This is a genomic window from Caulobacter sp. BK020 (genome assembly GCF_004342605.1).
GTDB lineage: Bacteria > Pseudomonadota > Alphaproteobacteria > Caulobacterales > Caulobacteraceae > Caulobacter.
The window spans coordinates 112,358-132,559 of sequence record NZ_SLZL01000005.1; the positions used below are offsets into that span (position 1 = coordinate 112,358).

The window sequence follows — 20,202 nt, forward strand, 5'->3', positions numbered from 1 at the left end:
CCAAGGCGAGATGGCTCACGACAAGACGGCGGAAGGAAGTCCATGGCCACGACCGAAACCTCCCCCAAAACGCGCAAAAAGCCGGCGGCCAAGGCGGATGCGGCGCCGTCCGCCGGCAAGGCTGGCGGCAAGGCCGCGCCGAAGGCCTCGCCAAATTCCGCTCCGGACTCCCGCGCCAAGGCGGCCGAATCGGTCGCGCGGCCCGAACGGCCGGATCCGCCGCCCGCCGCCAGCGCCTTGCCCGACTTCGAGGCCTTCCTGTCGCCCGACCAGCGCCAGATGCTGGAGACGCTGTCGGCCAACCTGGCCCGGGCCGCCGTCACGGCCCAGGGCGCGATCGCCGAGGCCGCCCTGCGCCAGGCCGACCGTCCCGCCGCCCTCAGCCCCGATCCCTTCCACGTCGGCCCGGCCTTCAACGAGGTGATGACCAGTCTGGCCGCCCAGCCCGACCGCCTGCTGCGAGCCCAGGCCGACCTGTTCAGCCGCTACATGGACCTCTGGCAGTCGGCGGCCCGCAAGATGACCGGCGAGCCGACCCAGCCCGTGGTCGCCCCCGCCCACGGTGACAAGCGCTTCAGCGATCCCGACTGGGCCTCCAACCCGATGTTCGACATGATGAAGCAGAGCTACCTGCTGTCGTCGAACTGGCTGAACGACCTGGTCTCGCAGGCCGAAGGCGTCGATCCCAGCGCCAAGCGTCGGGTCGAGTTCTTCACCAAGATGCTGACCGACGCCTTCTCGCCGTCGAACTTCCTGATCTCCAACCCCGCCGCCCTGCGCGAGGTGATGCAGAGCAAGGGCGAGAGCCTGGTGCGCGGCATGGAGAACTTCGCCGCCGACCTGGAACGCGGCGGCGGCCAGCTGGCGATCAGCCAGACCGACCTGGCCAAGTTCAAGGTGGGCGAGAACGTCGCCACCGCGCCGGGCAAGGTGGTCTACCAGAACGACATCCTGCAGCTGCTGCAGTTCACCCCGACCACCGAGACGGTGCATGAGATCCCGCTGCTGATCTTCCCGCCGTGGATCAACAAGTTCTACATCCTGGACCTGCGCCCGGAGAACTCGATGATCCGCTGGCTGACCGGCCAGGGGTTCACGGTGTTCGTCGCCTCGTGGGTCAATCCCGACAGCCGCCAGGCCGACAAGACCTTCGAGGACTACATGTTCGAGGGGATCTACGACGCCAGCCAGCAGGTGATGACCCAGACCGGCGTCGACCGGGTCAACACCGTCGGCTACTGCATCGGCGGCACCCTGCTGTCCTGCGCCCTGGCCCACATGGCGGCCAAGGGCGACAAGCGGATCAATTCGGCCACCTTCTTCGCCGCCCAGCAGGACTTCTCCGAGGCCGGCGACCTGCTGCTGTTCACCGACGAGGCCTGGATCAAGACCATCGAGGAGCAGATCGACCGCCAGGGCGGCTACCTGCCCAGCCAGTCGATGGCCGACACCTTCAACAGCCTGCGCGGCAACGACCTGATCTGGTCGTTCTTCATCAACAACTACCTGATGGGCAAGGAGCCGCGGCCGTTCGACCTGCTGTTCTGGAACGCCGATCAGACCCGCATGCCCAAGGTGCTGCACCTCTACTACCTGCGCAACTTCTACAAGGACAACGCCCTGACCCAGGGCCGCCTGACCCTGGGCGGCGAGACGCTGGACCTGTCGAAGGTCAAGATCCCGATCTACGTCCAGTCGTCCAAGGACGACCACATCGCGCCCTACCGCAGCGTCTATCGTGGCGCGCGGGCGTTCGGCGGGCCGGTGACCTTCACCATGGCCGGCTCGGGCCACATCGCCGGGGTGATCAACCATCCGGACGCCAACAAGTACCAGCACTGGACCAACGAGCATCTGCCCGGCTCGGTCGAGGGCTGGCGGGCCGGCGCGGTCGAGCATCCCGGCTCGTGGTGGCCGCACTGGGCGGCCTGGCTGAAAGCCAAGTCCGGCAAGCAGGTCCCCGCCCGCGACCCGGCCAAGGGACCGCTGAAGCCGCTTGAAGACGCCCCAGGCAGCTATGTCCGGGTGCGCTCGACCCCGGCGGGTTAGCTAGATCAGTCCCACCTCGTAGGCCAGCTCGACCGGCATCGCCTCGGCGCGGTCGATCAGCGGCTGCACGCGCTCCAGATGCTCGGTGAACCGTGGGTCCCGGCGGAAACGCTCGGCGTCCTGGGCCGTCTCGAACGACGAGATCAGCACCACCACGCCCGTGGCCGGCGACTTCAGCATCCGGCTGCCGCGCACGCCCTGGACCTGACCGCGCACCCGCATGAACTGGGCGTGCTGCAGGGCGACGAACTCGTCGAACTTGCCGGGCTTGGCCTGGATGATGCTGATGCTGAAGACCGGCGGATCAGACAGAGCGGCGGCGACCGTGGCGCGATCGGGAACGGTGAGCGTGGCCATGAAGGCTCCTGGAAAGGCGTTGCCGTGAGAGGAGCCTCCCGTGTAGAACCTCAACCAAAGTTGAGGTCAAGCGCGAATGTCCAAGCCCGATGAACCTGTCTTTCCCGGTGGCGCGCTGAGCGTCGGCGAGGTGGCCAGGCGCAGCGGCGTGGCGGTCTCGACCCTGCACTTCTACGAGGCCAAGGGCCTGATCCGCAGCCTGCGCACCGAGGGCAACCAGCGGCGCTATCCGCGCGGGATCCTGCGCCGGGTGGCGGTGATCAAGGTCGCCCAGCGCACCGGCATCCCCCTCGCCTCCATCCAAGCCGCCCTCGCCCGCCTGCCCGACGGCCGCGCGCCCACGGCGGAGGATTGGGCGGCGCTGTCGCGGGCCTGGCGGGCCGAGCTGGACGAGCGCATCCTCCGCCTCACCCAGCTGCGCGACCAGTTAGACGACTGCATCGGCTGCGGGTGCCTGTCGCTGAAGGCCTGCCCGCTTCGCAATCCGCGGGACGTCCTGGCCAGCCAGGGCGCGGGCCCTCGCCTTCTGGAACCCGAAGCCGGCTAGGCTCTTGCACGCCGGCTCGGCGGCGCCTCCACATCATCGACCCACGTTCGCCCAAAACTCGCCGGCATTCTGGTGGAGCTTTTCGGCCATGGGACTCAACCGCCGGACAGCACTAGGGATGCTGGTCGCGACGCCGCTCCTCGGCGCCGGCGAGGCCTTCGCGCGCCCGCAGCCCGCGCCCAGCGGCGAGCGCCTGGCCCAGGCGGCGCGCGACCAGGTGGGCGTCACCAAGGCCTACGATCCCAGCTATCGCGCCATCCCCTACCCCAACGGCGACGTGCTGCGCTCGACCGGCGTCTGCGCCGACGTGCTGATCCGCGCCGCCCGCGACGCCTGGCGGGCCGACCTGCAGCAGCTGATCCACGAGGACATGACCCGCAATTTCGACGCCTACCCGTCGCGGCGGGCCTGGGGGCTGAAGGGACCGGATTCCAACATCGACCATCGCCGGGTGCTGAACCTGGAGACCTATCTGGAGCGCCAGAACGCCCTTCTGGCCCGCGCGCCCGCCAAGGCCGCCGGCGACAGATTTGACGATCCGATCCCCGGCGACATCCTCACATGGCGGGTCTGGGGCCAGCGCCCGCACATCGGCGTGGTCAGTCAGGGGCCCGAACGCGTGCGCGTGGTCCACAACATCGGCTGGGGCGCCAAGGAAGAGCCGCTGTGGATGTTGAAGTTCCACACGGCGGTCGGCCACTATCGCTGGCGCGCCTAACCACGGGTCGGCGCAGATGGGGGACCACGAATGATCGTCGCGCTCGCCTTGGCGGCCGCCGCCGCGACAGCGCCGCTACCGGCGCCCGGGGCGTTCGTATCCGAACAATACGGCCTCACCTTCCAGACCCCGCAGGGAAGCTCCTATTGCGCCCTGCCGGCCGACTGGACCGGCTCGGACCACGGAACGGTCATCTTCCTGACGCCGCCGAAGCACTGCTACGGCGCCGGGTATCCGTCTTCGGGCCGGGGGTTTTCCGGAGACCCAAGGCGCATCGAGGTGTTCTACGCCTACGATGCGAACGACGTGGAAGACGAACAAAAGCCTCCGAAGTGCGACCAAGTCGGCAAGGTCGTCTTCCTCGGCGAGACCCGACCGCTATGTCGAACCTCGTCGCGTCGAGGGATCGAGATATCCGTCACCGCCCGGTACGCCGCGGACGTTCCGGCCCTGGCGATCCTGACGCTGGTGACGTCGCCCGACCGCCTGGCGAGCGACCTGCGGGATTTCAAGGCGCTTCTCCAGTCGGCCCGGACATGCACGGCGACCTGGCTTAACGACCAGGGCGGCAATTCATTCACGACTGGCTCGGGACCAGCCTGCCCGGCGGACGCGCGCTATTTCTGACGCGCACTCGCGCCGCCCGGTCCGGCATCCAGGCGTCTAGAGGCCCGCGCCTTCCTTCAGGCCCAGCACCAGGTTCAGGTTCTGCACCGCCGCGCCGGACGCGCCCTTGCCCAGGTTGTCGAGCAGGGCCACAAGGCGAACCTGGCCGCTGCTTTCCGAGCCGAACACGAACAGCTTCAGCCGGTTGGTGTTGTTCAGGCCTTCCGGATCCAGGGTGGTCAGGGCCTTGCACTCGGCGATCGACGCCACCTCGACGAAAGGTTCGCGGGCGTAGTGGTCGGCCAGGGCCTCGTGGATCTCGGTCATCGAGACGCTGCCGTTCAGCATGCTCAGGTGCAGCGGCAGCTCGACCAGCATGCCCTGGGCGTAGCGCCCGACGGCCGGAGTGAAGATCGGCCGGGTCAGCAGGCCGCCATGGGCCTGGATCTCGGGCAGGTGCTTGTGGTTCAGGCCCGTGGCGTAGATGCGGTACGGAACCTTGGTGTAGGCCGGAGAGGTCTCGTCCTCGAACTCGGCGATCATCGCCTTGCCCCCGCCGGTGTAGCCCGACACGGCGTTGAACGAGAGCGGCAGGTCGGCGGCGATGATGTCGTTGGTGACCAGGGGCCGGACCAGGGCGATGGCGCCCGTCGCGTAGCAGCCGGGATTCGACACCCGGGTCGACCAGGCGACCTTGCCGCGCTGCTCGCCGTCCAGTTCGGGGAAGCCGTAGGTCCAGCCGGCCGCGGTGCGGTGGGCGGTCGAGGCGTCGATCACCTTGACCTTCGGGTCCTCGATCAGGGCCACGGCCTCCCTGGCCGCGTCGTCGGGCAGGCACAGGATCACCGCGTCGGCGCTGTTCAGCATCGCCTTGCGAGCTTGCGGGTCCTTGCGCTTGTCGGGATCGATCGAGACCAGCTGCAGATCCTTGCGGCCGACCAGGCGCTCGCGGATCTGCAGGCCCGTCGTGCCGGCTTCGCCGTCGATGAAGACTTTGGGGGTCATGGACATCCCACTCGCACGAGGTCCTGCGGACCGGGGAACAAGGACAAGAAAAAGGGCGCTCCGGTCGAAACCGAAGCGCCCTTTTCCAAACGCGTAGCAGACGCGCTTAGCGCTTCGAGAACTGGAAGCTGCGGCGGGCCTTGGCCTTGCCGTACTTCTTACGCTCGACGACGCGGCTGTCGCGGGTCAGGAAGCCGTGCGGCTTCAGGAGGGTGCGCAGGCCGGGCTCGTAATAGGTCAGGGCCTTGGACAGGCCGTGGCGCACGGCGCCGGCTTGGCCCGACAGGCCCGAGCCTTCCACGGTGACGACGACGTCGAACTGGCCCAGGCGGTCGGTGACCTGCAGGGGCTGGGCGATCATCATGCGCAGCACGGGGCGGGCGAAATAGACTTCCTGGTCGCGACCGTTGATCGTGATCGAGCCCTTGCCAGGCTTGATCCAGACCCGGGCGATCGCGTTCTTGCGCTTGCCGGTCGCATAGGCGCGGCCCTGGGCGTCGATCTTGGGTTCGGCCGGAGCGGCCGCTTCGGGGTTGCTGGACAGGCTGGCCAGCGCGTCAAAGCCTTGAGCTTCAGACATGACTTAGGCGCTCCGGGTGTTCTTGGCGTTGCGCGAAGCGAAATCGATCACTTCAGGGCTCTGCGCTTGGTGCGGGTGCTCACCGTTGTTGTAGATGAGCAGGTGGGTCAGTTGCTTGCGCGCCAGGGGGCTTTCCTTGGGCAGCATGCGCTCGACGGCCTTTTCCAGGACGCGTTCCGGGAAGCGGCCTTCCAGCAGCTTGCGCGGGGTGGTCGACTTGACGCCGCCCGGGTGGCCGGTGTGGCGGTAGTAGACCTTGTCGTCCAGCTTCTTGCCGGTGAACTTCACCTTGTCGGCGTTGATCACGACGACGAAGTCGCCGCAGTCGACGTGCGGGGTGTAGTCGGGCCGGTGCTTGCCGCGAAGACGCATGGCGATGAACGTCGCCAGACGACCGACAACGGCGTCCTGGGCGTCGACCACGATCCACTTCTTCTCGACCTCGGCGGGCTTCAGGGAAGCCGTGGTCTTTTGCATGGGATTGATCCGTATTCCTTGTGCGTCGGGGGCCAAGGAAAGCGGCTCCGTCTGCGTGAGGGGCGGCAGGTACAGGACGGCTCGCGCCCTGTCAACAATGCGTGCGCAAGAAACTCCGCAAACCCTTGCAGAACAAGGGATTTCGCAATGAGGTATCATGATACCTCATTGCGGGCCGTTTCCTACTTGTCGCCGTCGAAGCCGTAGGCGTGACGCATGATCTGGTAGAGGTAGCTCTCCTCGACCACGCCATGGACCAGGTACGACCCCGGTCCGTCGGCGAACACGCCCACGTCCTCGCCCGAGTGGGCGCTGCTGGCCAGAAAGGCCGTGGCGTTCTGGTGATAGTCGACGTCGTCGGTGTCTTCCTTGGTGGGATCGGCCCGCAGGTTGGAGCCTTCGGGGCCGCCGGGGCCGGTGGCGAAGCTGAGCACCGTGTAGGGCTTGCCGTCGCCGGCCACGACCGGCTCGCCCTCGTTGCCCGCCAGGCCCAGGATCGGAGCGTTGCGGGCGGCGTAGCCCGAGATCACCAGCCCATGGCTGTGGTCGGCGGTGACGATCACCAGGGTGTCGTCCAGGTTCACCTTGTCCAGCACCGCCTGGACCGCCTTGGAGAACTCGACCGTCTCGGTCAGGGTCCGCTTGGCGTTGTTCAGGTGGCTGCCCATGTCGATCTTGCCGCCCTCGACCAGCAGGAAATAGCCCTTGGGGTTCTTCGACAGCAGGTCGACGGCCTTGGTCGCCATGGCTGCCAGGGTCGGCACGCCCTGGCCCAGCACCGGACGCTCCACCTCGTAGGGCAGGTGCTCGCTGGCGAACAGGCCCAGCACCGGGCCGGTCTTGGCCGGATCCAGCGCCGCCAGCTCGGCGTCGGTGGTCACATAGGCCGCGCCCGGAGCCTTCAGCCATTCGGCGGTCAGGTCGCGGCCATCGGCGCGCTTGCCGTCCTTGGCCTCGGGCAGGAAGCGCGAGCGCCCTCCCCCGAACGCCACGTCCAGCCGCAGGCCGGCCGGGGCCTCGACCAGCTGGCGGGCGATGTCCTTGCAGCCAGCGGCCAGGGCGTCGGTCGGCATGTCGCCGTCACCTTCCCAGTCGCGATAGGCGGTGTGGGCGTAGGTCCCGGCCGGGGTGGCGTGGGTGATGCGGGTGGTGGTCACCGCCCCGGCCGACAGGCCATGGGCCTTGGCCAGTTCGGCGATGGTCTCGACCCGGGTCCCCGCCTCGCTGGCGCAGCTTTCCGGCTTGGCCGCCCCGCTCAGGCCGATGACCTTGTTGCGGGTCTTTACGCCGGTGGTGATGGCGGTGATCCCGGCGGCGCTGTCGGTCACCTGGGTGTCGTGACTGTAGGTCTTGGACAGCGCCGTCCAGGGCAGCTTTTCGAACGACAGCGCATTGCTCTCGCCGTCGACGCCGCGCTGCTGGCCTTCGTAGATGCGGCTGGCCACGATCGTCGAGATCCCCATGCCGTCGCCGAGGAACAGGATGACGTTCTTGGCCTTGCCTGTCCGCGGGTTGACCGTCAGGGCCTTGGCCAGGGCCGCCTGGCCGGCCTGGAAATAGGCGTCGGCGGGCGCGGCGTTGGTCACCGGCGCGACCGGCTTGGCGGCCGGCTTGGGCGCGGCCTGAGCCTGGGCGGACAGGGCCGCGAGCGCGGCGGCGAGGAACAGGGAGGCGCGGGTCACGATAAGCTCCAGCAAGGACGTCGGATGTCCTCTGCTGGCGTTTCATGACAGTTCTTTGAGCGGTCGGCTCGAAGGACGCAAAGACGCTAAGGCCTTCTCACCCGCCAGGCGAAGGTGGTGGCCGTGGCCAGCAGGATCGCCGCCCCGGCCTGGTGCAGCACGCCCAGGGCCAGCGGCACGGCCGCCATCAGGGTCCAGATCCCCAGGCCCGCCTGCAGGCAGACCACGCCGACCAGGACGAAGCCGGTCAGCTTGGCCTCTTCCGGCAGGCGGCGCGAGCGGGCCGCGGCGACGCCGAGCACGAGGGCGGCGACGAACACCGCATAGGCCATCAACCGGTGATGCAGCTGCACCGCGCCCTGGCTGTGGGCGATCGTGCCCCAAAAGCCATGGCCGGCGTATTCGGCCGGGATCAGCGCGCCGTTCATCAGCGGCCAGTCGTTATAGACCAGGCCCGCGTCGTTACCGGCCACCAGGGCGCCCAGCAGGCTCTGGAAGAACACCGCGCCCAGGAAGCCCAGGGCCCAGCCGCGCCAGTCGGTGCGCTCCTCGATGCGCGGCGAGCCCGACCAGGCGTCCAGGGCGGTCCAGATGAGAAAGACGAACAGCGCCAGGGCCAGGCCCAGGTGGATCATCAGCCGCTCAGGCGCCACCGAGACCCGCTCGGACAGGCCGCTGGACACCATCCACCAGCCCACCAGCCCCTGCAGGCCGCCCAGGCCCAGCAGCACCGCGCAGCGCCAGATCAGCCGGCGCGGGATCATCCGGCGCACCAGGAAGAACACGAACGGAATCGCGAACGCCGCCCCGACCAGCCGACCCAGCAGCCGGTGCGCCCACTCCCACCAGAAAATGCCCTTGTAGGCCTCCAGCGTCATGCCGGCGTTGACCAGCCTGTACTGCGGGATCTTCTTGTAGAGCTCGAAATTGGCCCGCCAGGCCTCGTCGGACATCGGCGGCAGCGCGCCCATGATCGGCTTCCACTGGGTGATCGACAGGCCGGAGTCGGTCAGGCGCGTCGCCCCCCCGACCACCACCATGCCAAACACCAGGACGGCCACGACGAACAGCCAGACGGCCACGGGCCTTGAACGATCGGAACGCAGGAAGGACGTCATGACAGCCGGAAAGAACGCCAGTTAGGGGCCGAAATACGGCGAAGCCTTGCCGTACGCCCGGGGCGCGTCCGCGTCCATGGCCTCATGACGCATAAGGCCCGGCGTGCGATGCTATATCGGGCGCCAGGGGGCGCCAAAGGGGCGGCGACGTTCGGAGACCATCATGAGCGGGGTTGGCGTTTTCGTGGCCGTAGTGATCGGCATCCTGGCCGGCTGGGTGGCCGACCTGGTGCTGGCCCGTCACCACGGGCTGTTCACCAAGCTCTTGATCGGCGTCGTCGGTTCGTTCATCGGAACCTTCATCGCCCAGCGGCTGGGCCTGAGGTTCGACGGCTTCCTCGGCAGCCTGCTGGTCTCCAGCGTGGGCGCGATCTTCTTCCTGGCCGTCCTCGGCATCGTATCGAGCTTCTTCCGGAGACCCGCTTGAGCGCTCCCCTCATCCCCGCCCGCCTTCGCAAGCTGATCGGCGGGATCGGCATCCTGGTGTTCCTGGGCGCCTGGATCTGGGCCTTCACCAGCCTGTACGACGTCCTGCCGAACAATCGCGCCGTGCACCTTGTCTATTTCGTGGTCGCCGGCCTGGGCTGGGGGCTGCCGCTGATGCCGCTGATGTCGTGGATGGGCAAGGCGGACAAGCGGATGTGAGGACCACGAACTTGCCCCCACCTGACCGCTGCGCGGTCTGTCCGCCCCCATAGGGGGCGGAGCTTTCGCATCAGGTGCTCTTCCCCCTGCGGGGGAAGACGATCGCGAAGCGATCCGTAGGGGGCAAGTGTTCACCGCCAAAACGAAAAAGGCCGCCCTCGCGGGCGGCCTTTCCATTCTTCCGGTCTTCCTCAAAGAGGAATGGTCGGAGCGACAGGATTCGAACCTGCGACCCCTTGACCCCCAGTCAAGTGCGCTACCAGGCTGCGCCACGCTCCGATCCGGAAGGAGCGCCCTTATAGGTGCGGCTTTCTCCGGGAGCAATGGGATTTCTCGGCGAACTTCCGGGGATTTCAAGCGCCCCTCAGGCGCCCCGCAAAAGCCCGTCCAGCCGGGCCTTGACGGCCTGCAGGTCGTCCAGCGCCATGACCAGGCGATCCCGCGCCTCGTCGGCCAAGTCACCGTGCGGCGACGAATCGGCGACGGCCAGCGCGTCCAGCGACGCCGAGCCGTTGTCGCCCAGGCCCGCGGCGATCACGTGGGTCAGGCCCTGCTCACGGTGCAGCTTCTGCACGCCCTTGATGGTGTAGCCCTCGGCGTGCAGCAGGGCGCGCACGCCACTGAGCACGGCGATGTCCTGCGGGCGGTAGAACCGCCGCCCGCCGGCCCGCTTCATCGGGCGAATGAACGAGAACTTGGTTTCCCAGAAGCGCAGGACGTGCTGCGGCACGCCCAGCTCGTCGGCGGCTTCGGAAATCGTGCGGAAGGCGTTGGGCCCCTTCGCCACCGCATCGAATCCTTCTTAGCCGCCGAGGGCGCGATCGATTCGCGCCTTCATGACCTGCGAAGCCCGGAAACCGATCACCCGGCGGGGCTCGATCTCGGCGGGCTCGCCGGTCTTGGGGTTGCGGCCCATGCGCGCCCGCTTGTCGCGCACCTGAAAGACGCCGAAGCCCGAGAGCTTGACCGTCTCGCCCTTCTCCAGCGCCTCGGCGACCAGATCCAGGGTGCGTTCGACCAGGCCCGCGCAGTCCTGGCGGGTCAGACCGACTTCTTCGTGGACCGCCTCGCAGAGATCGGCCCGGGTCAATGTCGCGCCTTTCATGACGCCCCCTTTACGCTGGATTGACAAACCCCAGAGCGCACGCTTCGGACGGGGTGGAGCCCCGTGTTTCTGCAACGCGCTCTCATCAACTCCAGCCTGCATGCCGTGATTATCGCATGGAGTCAAAGGCTGAGCGCCAGGACTTGAGACGATCGCTCAGGCTGGCCGCCTAAAACGGCGAAGCTTGGCCTCAAAGTCGCAGAACGCAGGCGCCCCAGGTCAGTCCGCCGCCCATCGCCTCGAGCAGCAGAAGCTGGCCCGGCTTGATCCGGCCGTCGGCGATTCCCTGGGCGAAGGCCAGGGGGATCGAGGCGGCCGAGGTGTTGGCGTGCAGGGCCACGGTCGAGATCACCTTGTCCTCATCGATGCCGACTCGGTGGGCGACGCCGGCCAGGATGCGCTGGTTGGCCTGATGCGGGATGAACCAGTCGACCTCGGGAATCGTCACGTCGGCCGCCTTGGCGGCGGCGTGGATCGCCTCGGAGATGTTGATCACCGCGTGCTTGAACACCTGGTTGCCCAGCATCCGCAGCTTGCCGACCGTGCCCGTGGTCGACGGACCGCCGTCGACATAGAGCAGCTCCTGCTTTGTCCCGTCGGCGCGCAGGGCGAAGCCCAATAGGCCCTGGTCAGCGGTTGTCCCCTGCCCCTCCCGCGGCTCCAGCACCACCGCCCCGGCTCCGTCGCCGAACAGCACGCAGGTGCCGCGGTCCGTCCAGTCCATCAGGCGGGTCATGGCCTCGGCGCCGATCACCAGGGCGCATTTGGCGTGGCCGCGGGCCACGAAGCCGTCGGCGACGCTGAGCGCGTAGACGAAGCCCGAGCAGACGGCCTGGACGTCGAAGGCGATGCCGACCGGCGCCCCCAGCTTGCGCTGGACGATGGTCGCGGTGGCGGGAAACGTCATGTCCGGCGTGGTGGTGGCCACGATGATCAGGTCGACGTCGGCCGCTGTCTTGCCCGCCCGTTCCAGCGCCTGCTGCGCCGCGCGGAAGGCCAGGTCAGAGACCGGCTGGTCGTCGGCCACCTTGTGGCGCTGGCGGATGCCGGTGCGCTCGACGATCCAGGCGTCGCTGGTGTCGACGGTTTCGGCCAGCTGGTCGTTGGTGACGATGTTGTCCGGCAGATAGGCCCCGACGCCGGTGACGGCGCTACGAATTACGCTCACTCGGAAGCTCCCTGGCGTTCGGCGCCCGACACGCCTCCAGCCTTCTCATCTTCAGCGCCGGACTTGAGGCCGGTTTCGGTCAGGCGTTTCAGGTTGCGGTCGATCTCCGCCGAGAAGTCGCTACGGGCCAGATCGACCGCCACACGGATGGCCGAGGCATAGCCCAGGGCGTCGGCCCCGCCATGGCTCTTGACCACGATTCCGTTGAGGCCCAGCAGCGGCCCGCCGTTGACGCGGCCGGGATCCAGGCGCCGGCGCATCTTCTTCAGCGCGCCCGAGGCGATCAGGGCCCCCAGCATGGCCAGCGGGCCCGAGGTCAGGGTCGCCTTGATCTCGGCGGCGAAGAACCGGGCCAGGCCCTCGGCGGTCTTCAGGGCGACATTGCCGGTGAAGCCGTCGGTGACGACCACGTCGACCGTGCCCTTGGCGATGTCGGTGCCCTCGACGAAGCCGCGATAGTCGAAGTCCAGCTTGGTCTCCTTGAGGATGGCGTGCGCCTCGCGCACCTCCTCATGGCCCTTCTGGTCCTCGGAGCCGACATTGAGCAGGCCCACGGTCGGGCGCTCCGAGCCGTGCACCGCGTGGTGGAAGGCCGCGCCCATGATCGCGAACTCGATCAGCTGCTTGGCGTCGCTCTCGACATTGGCGCCCACGTCCAGCACCGCCGAGACGCCCTGCATGGTCGGCCAGCTGGCCACGATCGCCGGACGCTCCAGGTTGGCCCCCATGCGCAGGATCAGCTTGGAGATCGCCATCAGCGCGCCGGTGTTGCCGGCCGAGACGCAGGCGGCGGCCTCGCCTGCCCGGATCGCCTCCACGGCGTTCCACAGGCTGGTGCCCTTGCCCCGGCGCATGGCCTGGGCGGGCTTTTCCTCCATCGAGATGGCCTTGTCGGTGTGACGCACCTGGCTGACGGTCCGCGCGTCCGGACATTTGGCCAGTTGGGCGTTCAGCTGGGCTTCGTCGCCGTGCAGCAGGAACCGGATGTCGGGCAGGCTCTTGGCGGCCAGCGCCACGGCCGGCACGATCACGGACGGACCATGGTCTCCGCCCATGGCGTCGATCGAAATGACGAGGGGGTGAGGCACGAGGCGCTATCGGCTCCTGTAGCGGCGCACCGCCCCTTCGAGGGTGATGGCAAGGCGGCGGGACGATACAGCCGCGAAAATATCACGCAAGCGGAAGGACTCGGCCATTTCAGGCTCCTTCTCCCCCGGAGTTCGGGTCGCTCTTCAGCTTTTTCAACGCGGCGAACGGCGAAAGGTCCACCGGCTCGGCCGGCGGCTGGAAGACCGCGCCCGGCTTGCGGGGGAACGGGTCCAGCTCCAGGGCCAGGTGCTCGATCACATAGGCCGAGACGTCGACGGTCTCGCCCTCCAGCACGTCCGGCGGGTCGTCGCCGTCCGGGTCGATGCCCAGTTCGCCGCCGCTTTCCTCGTCCTGGGGCGCATATTCGCTGTCGGCCGGCAGGACGTGGACGCTGAACCGCGATTCGATCGGCTCCTCGAACTCGTCGGCCGAGACGCCGCACACCTGGGTCACCCGGGCGCGGATCAGGCCGGAGACCTCGGCTCCGTCCATCCACGGCCGCAGGAAGACCTCGGCGGTCAGGGATTCCAGCGACACCAGGCCGAGGGTCTTGGCGATCTCCCGGCGCGCGGCGTCGTCCGGCTCCAGGCGCAGGTCGACGCCGCCGCGGCTGACCCGCCCCAGGGCGACCACGCTGGGCCAGGGATCGATCACGCCGTCGGCCATCGGGCCTCTCCTTGCAGCAGGGTCTCCAGCGGCTGGGCCGCCAGTCGGTCGCGCGCGGCGACCACATAGTCGGTCAGGCCCGCCAGATCGCCCTCGCCGCGCTCCTCGAAGGCCGTGCGGGCCAGGGCGGCGCTCAGCACCGAGCGGTCGGGCAAGGCCTTGGCGGCCTCGTCGAACGCCTTGAGGCGGCCATAGGCGGCGCCGACCAGCTTCTTCATCTTCTTGCCGACGGCGGTGTCGGAGACGCCGATCTCGCGGAAGGCGTCGTCCAGGCCGCGGGTATAGGCGTTGAAGGTCTCCTGCGAAACCTCGGCCGCCGACTCGCCCTGGCCCTTCAGCCGTTCCAGCAGCAGGGCTATATGCAGGGTGAACAGCTCGAACCGCCCCTCCATCGAGTCGTTCACGCCCATCCGCGCGTAGAACGCCGGCGACCGGGCCTGGGCCACGGCCGAGGCATAGAGTTTGCCCCCCGCCGCCTTGGCGGGCCTGGGTTTGAGCAGCCGGTCCAGAAACATCACTTCGCCTCGATTTCGCCGCGACACGGAACTACTTAGCCGTTCGATCCACGCGGACCATTGAACTAAGCCCGCGCGGGCGATAGGTCAAAGTCAGCCTGTCCAGGTTCCGGAGCCTCAATGTTTCGTCCCGCCGTTTTCGCCGCCGCCGTCATCGGCCTCGCCGCCGTCGCCGGGGGCTGTACGCCGCTGACGAGCTATTCGGGCTTCCAGGCCATCGAGGCCAAGCCCGCCGACATGAAGGTCGGCGAGGACACCAAATCGACCGTCACCGAAAAGCTGGGCTCGCCCTCGGCCACCTCGACCTTCGACCAGAACGCCTGGTACTACATTTCGCAGACGACCGACCGCGTGGCCTTCTACAAGCCGCGGGTGATCAAGCGCGACGTGGTGGCGATCAAGTTCAACCCGGCCGACGAAAAGGTCGCCTCGGTCGACACCTACACCCTGAAGGACGGCAAGGTCATCGCCTATAACGGCCATGAGACTCCGACCCGCGGTCGCGAAATGACCATCCTCGAACAGCTGCTGGGCAACGTCGGCCGCGGCGGCATGCTGCCGCAGGACGACCAGGACGTGCCGGGCAACCGTCCGCAGGACCGCCGCTAGGGCCTGACGGGCTCACGCCACAACCCGTTAAGAATAACCACCTGATTTTCTGCGACATTTTTTCGCGGTATCAACGTTTTCTCAAGGACGACCGCCCCACTCTCCGGGCGTAGGATCGCCGTGGCCTGTCGCCGCGCCGCGACCCTCGCCCGGGGGAAGATCTTGAGCGCGCCCGACCTGCGCCCGTTGACGGTGCTCATCATCGACGACAACGCGCCGATGCGCGAGATCATCGCCACGGTCCTCAAGTCGCTGGGCGTGCGCAAGATCCTGCAGGCCTGCGACGGCGTCGAGGCCCTGAAGGCCGTCACCGAGCGGGAAGTCGACATCATCTTCACCGACCTGATGATGCAGCCGGTCGACGGCCTGGCCTTCATCCGCTGGGTGCGCACATCGCCCGCCAGCGCCAATCCGTACACGCCGATCATCATGGTCACCGGCCACGCCACCCGCGCCAGCCTGGACGAGGCGCGCATGGCCGGGGTCACCGAGTTCCTGGCCAAGCCGCTGACCGCGCGCGGGGTGCTGCACCGGGTCAACGAGGTGATCAACAACCCCCGCGACTTCATCCGGGCCGGGGCCTATTTCGGACCGTGCCGCCGGCGCAAGATCGACCACGACTATGTGGGCCAGGAACGGCGCGGCGTCACCGAGGCCGACAGCCTTCCAGCCTTCACGGACGCCTTTGGCCGGACCGATCCCGAGCCGGTCCTGAATCCGGAAGACGTGTACTGATCATAGGTCCCGCGCGGCGAATTCCGTTCGCTCGGCCACCCACGGAAAACGCCCCGGAGGGAAACCTCCGGGGCGTCGTCATGTCAGGGCTCGTCTAGCGCGCTGCGTCCTTCATCACACGCCGTGGGCCAGCACCGCCAGCAGCAGCAGGGCCACGATGTTGGTGATCTTGATCATCGGGTTCACGGCCGGACCCGAGGTGTCCTTGTAGGGGTCGCCGACGGTGTCGCCGGTGACGGCGGCCTTGTGGGTGTCGCCGCCCTTCTTGTGCAGCACGCCGTTGGCGTCGGTGAAGCCTTCCTCGATCACCTTCTTGGCGTTGTCCCAGGCGCCGCCGCCGCTGGTCATCGAGATGGCGACGAACAGGCCGGTGACGATCACCCCCATCAGCATGGCGCCCAGCGCGGCGAACGCGTCGACCTTGCCGGCGATGGCCTGGATCACGAAGAACAGCACCACCGGCGAAACGACCGGCAGCAGGCTGGGCACGATCATTTCGCGGATCGCGGCCTTGGTCAGGATGTCGACCGCCTTGCCGTATTCCGGCTTGGTCTCGTAGGTCATGATGCCCGGGTTCTCGCGGAACTGGCGGCGCACCTCGGCCACGACCGACTCGGCCGCCCGGCCCACGGCGGTCATCGACATGCCCCCGAACAGGAAGGGCAACAGCCCCCCGAACAGCAGGCCGACCACCACATAGGGATTGGACAGGTCAAAGGTCACCGCCCCCATGCCGTCGAAGAAGCTGCCGGGCACGGCGTTGTCCGAGAAGAACTTCAGGTCCTCGGTATAGGCGGCGAACAGCACCAGGGCGCCCAGGCCGGCCGAACCGATGGCGTAGCCCTTGGTGACGGCCTTGGTGGTGTTGCCCACCGCGTCCAGGGCGTCGGTGGTGACGCGGACTTCCGGCGGCAGGCCGGCCATTTCCGCGATGCCGCCGGCGTTGTCGGTGACCGGGCCGAAGGCGTCCAGGGCGACGATGAAGCCGGCCAGGGACAGCATAGTGGTGGTGGCGATGGCGATGCCGAACAGGCCCGCCAGGTTATAGGTCACCAGGATGCCAACGATGATGGTCAGGGCCGGCAGGGCCGTGGATTCCAGCGACATGGCCAGGCCCTGGATCACGTTGGTGCCGTGACCGGAGACGCTGGCCTGGGCCACCGACTTCACCGGGCGAAAGTTGGTGCCGGTGTAGTATTCGGTGATCACCACGATCGCGGCGGTGACGGCCAGGCCGACCAGGCCGCAGTAGAACAGGTTGTCGGCGGTGAACATCCGGCCGTCCAGCTCGATCGGGATCGGAACCAGCTGGTGGATCACGTACCAGACGGCCGGGATCGACAGCACGCCGGTGACGATCAGGCCCTGATAGAGGGCGCCCATGATGTTCTGCTTCTTGCCCAGGCGCACGGCGAACGCGCCGAGGATCGAGGTCACGATGCAGACCGCGCAGATCCCCAGCGGCAGCAGCATCATCGAGCCCACCACCTCGGTCCTGCCGAAGAAGATGGCCGCCAGCACCATGGTGGCGACCGTGGTCACCGCATAGGTCTCGAACAGGTCGGCGGCCATGCCGGCGCAGTCGCCGACATTGTCGCCCACGTTGTCGGCGATGGTCGCGGCGTTGCGGGGGTCGTCTTCGGGAATGCCGGCCTCGACCTTGCCGACCAGATCGCCGCCCACGTCGGCGCCCTTGGTGAAAATGCCGCCGCCCAGCCGGGCGAAGATCGAGATGAGGCTGGCGCCGAAGCCCAGCGAGACCAGCGAGTCGACCACGACGCGGTCGGTGCCCTCATGGCCCATCGACAGCAGGACGGCGAAGTAGCCGGCCACGCCGATCAGGGCGAAGCCCGCCACCAGCATGCCGGTCACGGCGCCCGAGGTGAAGGCCATGGATAGACCCTTGGACAAGCTCTCCGACGAAGCCTGGGCGGTGCGGACATTGGCGCGCACCGAGATCAGCATGCCCGCGAAGCCCGCCGCGCCTGACAGGGCCGCGCCGAGGGCGAAGCCCACGGGCTGCTCCCAAGACTTGAAGAAGAAGCCCAGCAGGGCGACGACCACCACGCCGACGACGCCGATCGTCGTATACTGGCGGTTCAGATAGGCCTGGGCCCCTTCCTGGATCGCCGCGGCGATCTCCTGCATCTTCGCATTGCCGGGCGAAGCCCGCATCAGAGACGCCGTCTGCACGGCGCCGTACAGCACCGCCAGCAGCCCGGCCCCTATGGCCACATAAAGCCAAGAACTCATCGGTCAGTCGCCCTCTTCGCGTTTCAATCACGAGGGGTCGCCGCCTCGACAGGATCACGATCGGAAGACCGCCCCCGGCCGCACGCGACGGGCGGGCCTTTGGCCTCATGCCCCCTCGATGCTCCCTGATGACGCCGGGTCGGCGCCAAGGCCTGGACAGTGCCAAATGGACGCGGGGTGTCAACCGCTTGCGGGAACGGCGTTCCGTCACGCTGCGGGGATGACGGCGGCTTTGTGAGCCGCTGCGAACGATCTACGGGACCAGATCGGAGTCGCCGGCCGGCGCGGGGCGCGACGCCGGCTTGTCCGCCCCGGGCTTGGCCGGCGGCGCGACGAAGTTGCGGGGCGTCTGCTTGACCACCGTCACCAGCGCCACCTTGCCCGGCCCGATCAGGCCGTTGATCTCGCGCAGCACCGAGGCCTTAAGCCGGGCCTCGTCGAGAGCGACATAGCTGTCGGGACGCACGAACGGCTTGTTGTGGGCCTCGCGGACGATGGCGTCGCGCAGCAGCGGCTCCTTGCCTTCGAACACCGTGACCAGCACGCCGGGCTTCAGGGTGATGGTCATCTGCACGAAGACGTAGTTGACCAGCCTGCCGCCGGCGATGATCGGCAGGGCCATCGACTGCAGCTTGATCACCGGATCGGCGACTTCCTCGCCCTCGCCTTCCTTGCCGCCCTTCTTCTCCTTCTTGGCCGAGCGCGCGAACGCCGGCGTCGCCAGCAGGGTCAGCGAGGCGGTCAGGAAGGCGCGGCGGGCGATGGCGGAAGGACGGGACATGCCGCCCAATTTAACCTTGAAGGTTTGAGGTTTGGTTTCCCCCATTTCCGCCCGGCCCGCCCTCCCATTAGTCGCGGGAGGGAACCAGCGTAAAGCGCCGCTTCAGTCTTAGAAATGGCGTTTCATAGAAGCGATAGAGCAAGGACGCGAAGAAAACGGCCGCCGCGAAAGCGATCAGCTGGCCAATATTGTCTCGCCATCCCCCTATTCCGGCGCTTTCGGTGACCTGCGTCAGCCAAGGGCGAAATTTATCATAGACCAGCCAGTAGAAGAAAATATGGATCAGGTAGAGGCCGTAGGAGATCCGCCCGAGATAGATCAAAGGTCCGGGCAGGAAACGCCGCGGCGCGCCCAGCAGGCTGACCAGCATCAGCGCCGCGCCCCCCAGCACCAGGGGCCACCCCGCCAGGCTCTGCAGCACGGTCGACTGCGGATTGTCGGCCTTGATCCCGAAGACCGTGTAGGCGATCAGCCACATACCGATGGCGGAGGCAAACAAGCCGATCCGGATGGCGACAGGCCAATCGGGCCGCCGGCCCCGCAGCAGGAGCGCCAGCAGCATGCCGCCCGCGAAGAACTGGAACTGGACGAAGCTGTTGGTCCACTGGCCGCTGAACCAGACCGCGGGGTTAAAGCCTCGGGCGTAATGGACGATCACGCCATAGGCGACGGCGAGGACGGCGAGGTTGACGCCGATCAGCGTCCGGCGTCCCAGCATGGCGAGGAACGGAATGGCGATATAGAACTGCTCTTCGACCGACAGGCTCCACATCGGATTGACCGGATATTCGATCCAGCCGTTGAAGGTGATGTACCAGTTCCCCGAAAACAGCATGAACGACAGCCACTTGGCGGGCGAGTTGGCGCCGGCGCCAGGCAGGAACTGGTTCAGGAACACCAGGCCGAAAAAAACCAGAAAATAGAGCGGCCAGATCCGCAATATGCGCCGGACATAGAAGGCGCGGGCGTCGATCCCGCCAGTCGCCTCCCGCTCCCGTTCCAGCAGTTCCGTGATCAGGAACGCGCTCAGAAGGAAGAACACCGGAACGCCATACACCCCGGTCAGGGTAAGGGCGTGAAACCAGGGATGCGCCACCGGATCGATCGGAGCCAGATCGTTGCGGTGCGTGATGAAGACGAACAGGAACGCGATAAAGCGCAGCACATCCAGTTCGGGCCGGTAATAGCGTGATGGCGGGGCCGACGCTGCCGCGCGATCTTGAGGCCCGCCGCTGGCCTGCGCGACCTCGGGCGCGGTTTCGCCTTCGTGAAATCCATTTTCTTGCAGCCGCATCCCAGTCCCCCCGACCAGTTGACGCCCATCCTGTTTCGCGGCGACCGATCACCGCAGGACCAACATCACACTAATAAAATCTATTTTAATAGTGCAGAAACCGAACACTGGGCCGGATGGGGTCGGAAGGCGGCCCGTTCGAGGCTCGGCCTCCGGTTTTGTCGCATTCGGCGATCTCCTCGCCGTCACTGTCAGTTTCGAAC

Annotated in this window: 23 protein-coding genes and 1 tRNA gene; 8 read left to right on the plus strand and 16 right to left on the minus strand. The window is 67.5% G+C overall.

Annotated features, from left to right (window positions below; all coding sequences use genetic code 11):
* The first annotated feature begins 42 nt into the window (after nt 1-42).
* Nucleotides 43-2,049: a class I poly(R)-hydroxyalkanoic acid synthase gene (gene phaC / locus EV278_RS07870; protein ID WP_165916562.1), complete on the plus strand. Its 2,007-nt coding sequence runs from the start codon at nt 43-45 to the stop codon at nt 2,047-2,049.
* On the opposite strand, the gene EV278_RS07875 is transcribed toward phaC, so the two are convergent.
* On the minus strand, nt 2,050-2,406 hold the full coding sequence (locus EV278_RS07875) for an antibiotic biosynthesis monooxygenase (RefSeq protein WP_132089030.1): 357 nt from the start codon (nt 2,404-2,406) through the stop codon (nt 2,050-2,052).
* A 76-nt stretch (nt 2,407-2,482) separates the two neighbouring features.
* Between EV278_RS07875 and soxR the strand changes: the two genes are divergently transcribed.
* From soxR to EV278_RS07890, 3 genes are all read left to right on the plus strand, one after another.
* Nucleotides 2,483-2,953: a redox-sensitive transcriptional activator SoxR gene (gene soxR / locus EV278_RS07880; protein WP_132089033.1), complete on the plus strand. Its 471-nt coding sequence runs from the start codon at nt 2,483-2,485 to the stop codon at nt 2,951-2,953.
* An 88-nt stretch (nt 2,954-3,041) separates the two neighbouring features.
* Nucleotides 3,042-3,671, plus strand: coding sequence for a DUF1287 domain-containing protein (locus EV278_RS07885; protein ID WP_132089036.1), 630 nt, complete (start codon nt 3,042-3,044; stop codon nt 3,669-3,671).
* Nucleotides 3,672-3,701: 30 nt separating this feature from the next.
* Nucleotides 3,702-4,298 (plus strand): hypothetical protein, encoded by a 597-nt coding sequence (locus EV278_RS07890; protein WP_132089039.1) that lies wholly within the window; start codon nt 3,702-3,704, stop codon nt 4,296-4,298.
* A 36-nt stretch (nt 4,299-4,334) separates the two neighbouring features.
* Here the strand turns inward: EV278_RS07890 and argC are convergent, their stop codons facing one another.
* The 5 genes from argC to EV278_RS07915 all read right to left on the minus strand — a co-directional run bounded on the left by argC (nt 4,335) and on the right by EV278_RS07915 (nt 9,139).
* Complete coding sequence (argC, locus tag EV278_RS07895; RefSeq protein WP_132089042.1) at nt 4,335-5,288, minus strand: N-acetyl-gamma-glutamyl-phosphate reductase; 954 nt, start codon at nt 5,286-5,288, stop codon at nt 4,335-4,337.
* A 100-nt stretch (nt 5,289-5,388) separates the two neighbouring features.
* The gene (gene rpsI, locus EV278_RS07900) at nt 5,389-5,862 is read right to left on the minus strand and encodes a 30S ribosomal protein S9 (protein ID WP_132089044.1); all 474 of its coding nucleotides are present in this window, start codon (nt 5,860-5,862) and stop codon (nt 5,389-5,391) included.
* A gap of 3 nt (nt 5,863-5,865) precedes the next feature.
* The gene (gene rplM, locus EV278_RS07905) at nt 5,866-6,339 is read right to left on the minus strand and encodes a 50S ribosomal protein L13 (RefSeq protein ID WP_028040416.1); all 474 of its coding nucleotides are present in this window, start codon (nt 6,337-6,339) and stop codon (nt 5,866-5,868) included.
* A gap of 182 nt (nt 6,340-6,521) precedes the next feature.
* On the minus strand, nt 6,522-8,021 hold the full coding sequence (locus EV278_RS07910; RefSeq protein ID WP_132089047.1) for an alkaline phosphatase: 1,500 nt from the start codon (nt 8,019-8,021) through the stop codon (nt 6,522-6,524).
* Between the two features lie 86 nt (nt 8,022-8,107).
* Nucleotides 8,108-9,139: a COX15/CtaA family protein gene (locus EV278_RS07915; RefSeq protein WP_132089050.1), complete on the minus strand. Its 1,032-nt coding sequence runs from the start codon at nt 9,137-9,139 to the stop codon at nt 8,108-8,110.
* 163 nt (nt 9,140-9,302) lie between these two features.
* Here EV278_RS07915 and EV278_RS07920 point away from each other — a divergent pair, with 163 nt between their 5' ends.
* Nucleotides 9,303-9,566, plus strand: a complete 264-nt coding sequence (locus EV278_RS07920) for a GlsB/YeaQ/YmgE family stress response membrane protein (RefSeq protein ID WP_132089052.1) — start codon at nt 9,303-9,305, stop codon at nt 9,564-9,566.
* Nucleotides 9,563-9,784: a DUF2842 domain-containing protein gene (locus EV278_RS07925; protein WP_132089055.1), complete on the plus strand. Its 222-nt coding sequence runs from the start codon at nt 9,563-9,565 to the stop codon at nt 9,782-9,784. Before EV278_RS07920 ends, EV278_RS07925 begins: the two co-directional genes overlap by 4 nt.
* Before the next feature lie 202 nt (nt 9,785-9,986).
* Here the strand turns inward: EV278_RS07925 and EV278_RS07930 are convergent.
* The 7 genes from EV278_RS07930 to EV278_RS07960 all read right to left on the minus strand — a co-directional run bounded on the left by EV278_RS07930 (nt 9,987) and on the right by EV278_RS07960 (nt 14,327).
* A tRNA-Pro gene (locus EV278_RS07930) sits at nt 9,987-10,063 on the minus strand.
* Between the two features lie 85 nt (nt 10,064-10,148).
* The gene (locus tag EV278_RS07935) at nt 10,149-10,571 is read right to left on the minus strand and encodes a MerR family transcriptional regulator (protein WP_132089058.1); all 423 of its coding nucleotides are present in this window, start codon (nt 10,569-10,571) and stop codon (nt 10,149-10,151) included.
* Nucleotides 10,572-10,586: 15 nt separating this feature from the next.
* Complete coding sequence (locus EV278_RS07940; RefSeq protein ID WP_012287059.1) at nt 10,587-10,889, minus strand: integration host factor subunit alpha; 303 nt, start codon at nt 10,887-10,889, stop codon at nt 10,587-10,589.
* Nucleotides 10,890-11,079: 190 nt separating this feature from the next.
* Nucleotides 11,080-12,057 (minus strand): beta-ketoacyl-ACP synthase III, encoded by a 978-nt coding sequence (locus tag EV278_RS07945; protein ID WP_132089061.1) that lies wholly within the window; start codon nt 12,055-12,057, stop codon nt 11,080-11,082.
* On the minus strand, nt 12,054-13,145 hold the full coding sequence (plsX, locus tag EV278_RS07950) for a phosphate acyltransferase PlsX (protein WP_132089064.1): 1,092 nt from the start codon (nt 13,143-13,145) through the stop codon (nt 12,054-12,056). Before plsX ends, EV278_RS07945 begins: the two co-directional genes overlap by 4 nt.
* Before the next feature lie 109 nt (nt 13,146-13,254).
* Entirely contained in the window at nt 13,255-13,812 is a 558-nt protein-coding gene (locus EV278_RS07955; RefSeq protein WP_132089067.1) for a DUF177 domain-containing protein, read from the minus strand.
* The gene (locus EV278_RS07960; protein ID WP_132089070.1) at nt 13,797-14,327 is read right to left on the minus strand and encodes a ubiquinol-cytochrome C chaperone family protein; all 531 of its coding nucleotides are present in this window, start codon (nt 14,325-14,327) and stop codon (nt 13,797-13,799) included. The genes EV278_RS07955 and EV278_RS07960 overlap by 16 nt, the downstream gene beginning before the upstream one ends.
* A gap of 120 nt (nt 14,328-14,447) precedes the next feature.
* On the opposite strand from EV278_RS07960, the gene EV278_RS07965 reads away from it, so the two are divergent.
* Together EV278_RS07965 and EV278_RS07970 are read left to right on the plus strand one after the other, a co-directional pair.
* Complete coding sequence (locus EV278_RS07965; protein WP_132089073.1) at nt 14,448-14,936, plus strand: outer membrane protein assembly factor BamE; 489 nt, start codon at nt 14,448-14,450, stop codon at nt 14,934-14,936.
* 162 nt (nt 14,937-15,098) lie between these two features.
* Nucleotides 15,099-15,671, plus strand: a complete 573-nt coding sequence (locus tag EV278_RS07970; protein ID WP_243692128.1) for a response regulator — start codon at nt 15,099-15,101, stop codon at nt 15,669-15,671.
* A 114-nt stretch (nt 15,672-15,785) separates the two neighbouring features.
* Here the strand turns inward: EV278_RS07970 and EV278_RS07975 are convergent, their stop codons facing one another.
* From EV278_RS07975 to EV278_RS07985, 3 genes are all read right to left on the minus strand, one after another.
* Nucleotides 15,786-17,924 (minus strand): sodium-translocating pyrophosphatase, encoded by a 2,139-nt coding sequence (locus EV278_RS07975; protein WP_132089075.1) that lies wholly within the window; start codon nt 17,922-17,924, stop codon nt 15,786-15,788.
* A gap of 253 nt (nt 17,925-18,177) precedes the next feature.
* Nucleotides 18,178-18,705, minus strand: coding sequence for a hypothetical protein (locus tag EV278_RS07980; RefSeq protein WP_132089078.1), 528 nt, complete (start codon nt 18,703-18,705; stop codon nt 18,178-18,180).
* Nucleotides 18,706-18,772: 67 nt separating this feature from the next.
* On the minus strand, nt 18,773-19,999 hold the full coding sequence (locus EV278_RS07985) for an acyltransferase (protein WP_132089081.1): 1,227 nt from the start codon (nt 19,997-19,999) through the stop codon (nt 18,773-18,775).
* Between the last annotated feature and the right edge of the window lie 203 nt (nt 20,000-20,202).

Bases quoted from the DNA above. Each gene is read 5' to 3' on its own strand.
- EV278_RS07920 (WP_132089052.1), top strand. From the start codon at position 9,303: ATGAGCGGGGTTGGCGTTTTCGTGGCCGTAGTGATCGGCATCCTGGCC.
- EV278_RS07985 (WP_132089081.1), bottom strand. From the start codon at position 19,999: ATGCGGCTGCAAGAAAATGGATTTCACGAAGGCGAAACCGCGCCCGAG.
- EV278_RS07965 (WP_132089073.1), top strand. From the start codon at position 14,448: ATGTTTCGTCCCGCCGTTTTCGCCGCCGCCGTCATCGGCCTCGCCGCC.
- EV278_RS07885 (WP_132089036.1), top strand. From the start codon at position 3,042: ATGGGACTCAACCGCCGGACAGCACTAGGGATGCTGGTCGCGACGCCG.
- EV278_RS07980 (WP_132089078.1), bottom strand. From the start codon at position 18,705: ATGTCCCGTCCTTCCGCCATCGCCCGCCGCGCCTTCCTGACCGCCTCG.
- rpsI (WP_132089044.1), bottom strand. From the start codon at position 5,862: ATGTCTGAAGCTCAAGGCTTTGACGCGCTGGCCAGCCTGTCCAGCAAC.
- EV278_RS07890 (WP_132089039.1), top strand. From the start codon at position 3,702: ATGATCGTCGCGCTCGCCTTGGCGGCCGCCGCCGCGACAGCGCCGCTA.
- EV278_RS07875 (WP_132089030.1), bottom strand. From the start codon at position 2,406: ATGGCCACGCTCACCGTTCCCGATCGCGCCACGGTCGCCGCCGCTCTG.
- rplM (WP_028040416.1), bottom strand. From the start codon at position 6,339: ATGCAAAAGACCACGGCTTCCCTGAAGCCCGCCGAGGTCGAGAAGAAG.
- EV278_RS07955 (WP_132089067.1), bottom strand. From the start codon at position 13,812: ATGGCCGACGGCGTGATCGATCCCTGGCCCAGCGTGGTCGCCCTGGGG.
- EV278_RS07960 (WP_132089070.1), bottom strand. From the start codon at position 14,327: ATGTTTCTGGACCGGCTGCTCAAACCCAGGCCCGCCAAGGCGGCGGGG.
- soxR (WP_132089033.1), top strand. From the start codon at position 2,483: ATGTCCAAGCCCGATGAACCTGTCTTTCCCGGTGGCGCGCTGAGCGTC.
- phaC (WP_165916562.1), top strand. From the start codon at position 43: ATGGCCACGACCGAAACCTCCCCCAAAACGCGCAAAAAGCCGGCGGCC.
- argC (WP_132089042.1), bottom strand. From the start codon at position 5,288: ATGTCCATGACCCCCAAAGTCTTCATCGACGGCGAAGCCGGCACGACG.
- EV278_RS07915 (WP_132089050.1), bottom strand. From the start codon at position 9,139: ATGACGTCCTTCCTGCGTTCCGATCGTTCAAGGCCCGTGGCCGTCTGG.
- EV278_RS07940 (WP_012287059.1), bottom strand. From the start codon at position 10,889: ATGAAAGGCGCGACATTGACCCGGGCCGATCTCTGCGAGGCGGTCCAC.
- EV278_RS07975 (WP_132089075.1), bottom strand. From the start codon at position 17,924: ATGAGTTCTTGGCTTTATGTGGCCATAGGGGCCGGGCTGCTGGCGGTG.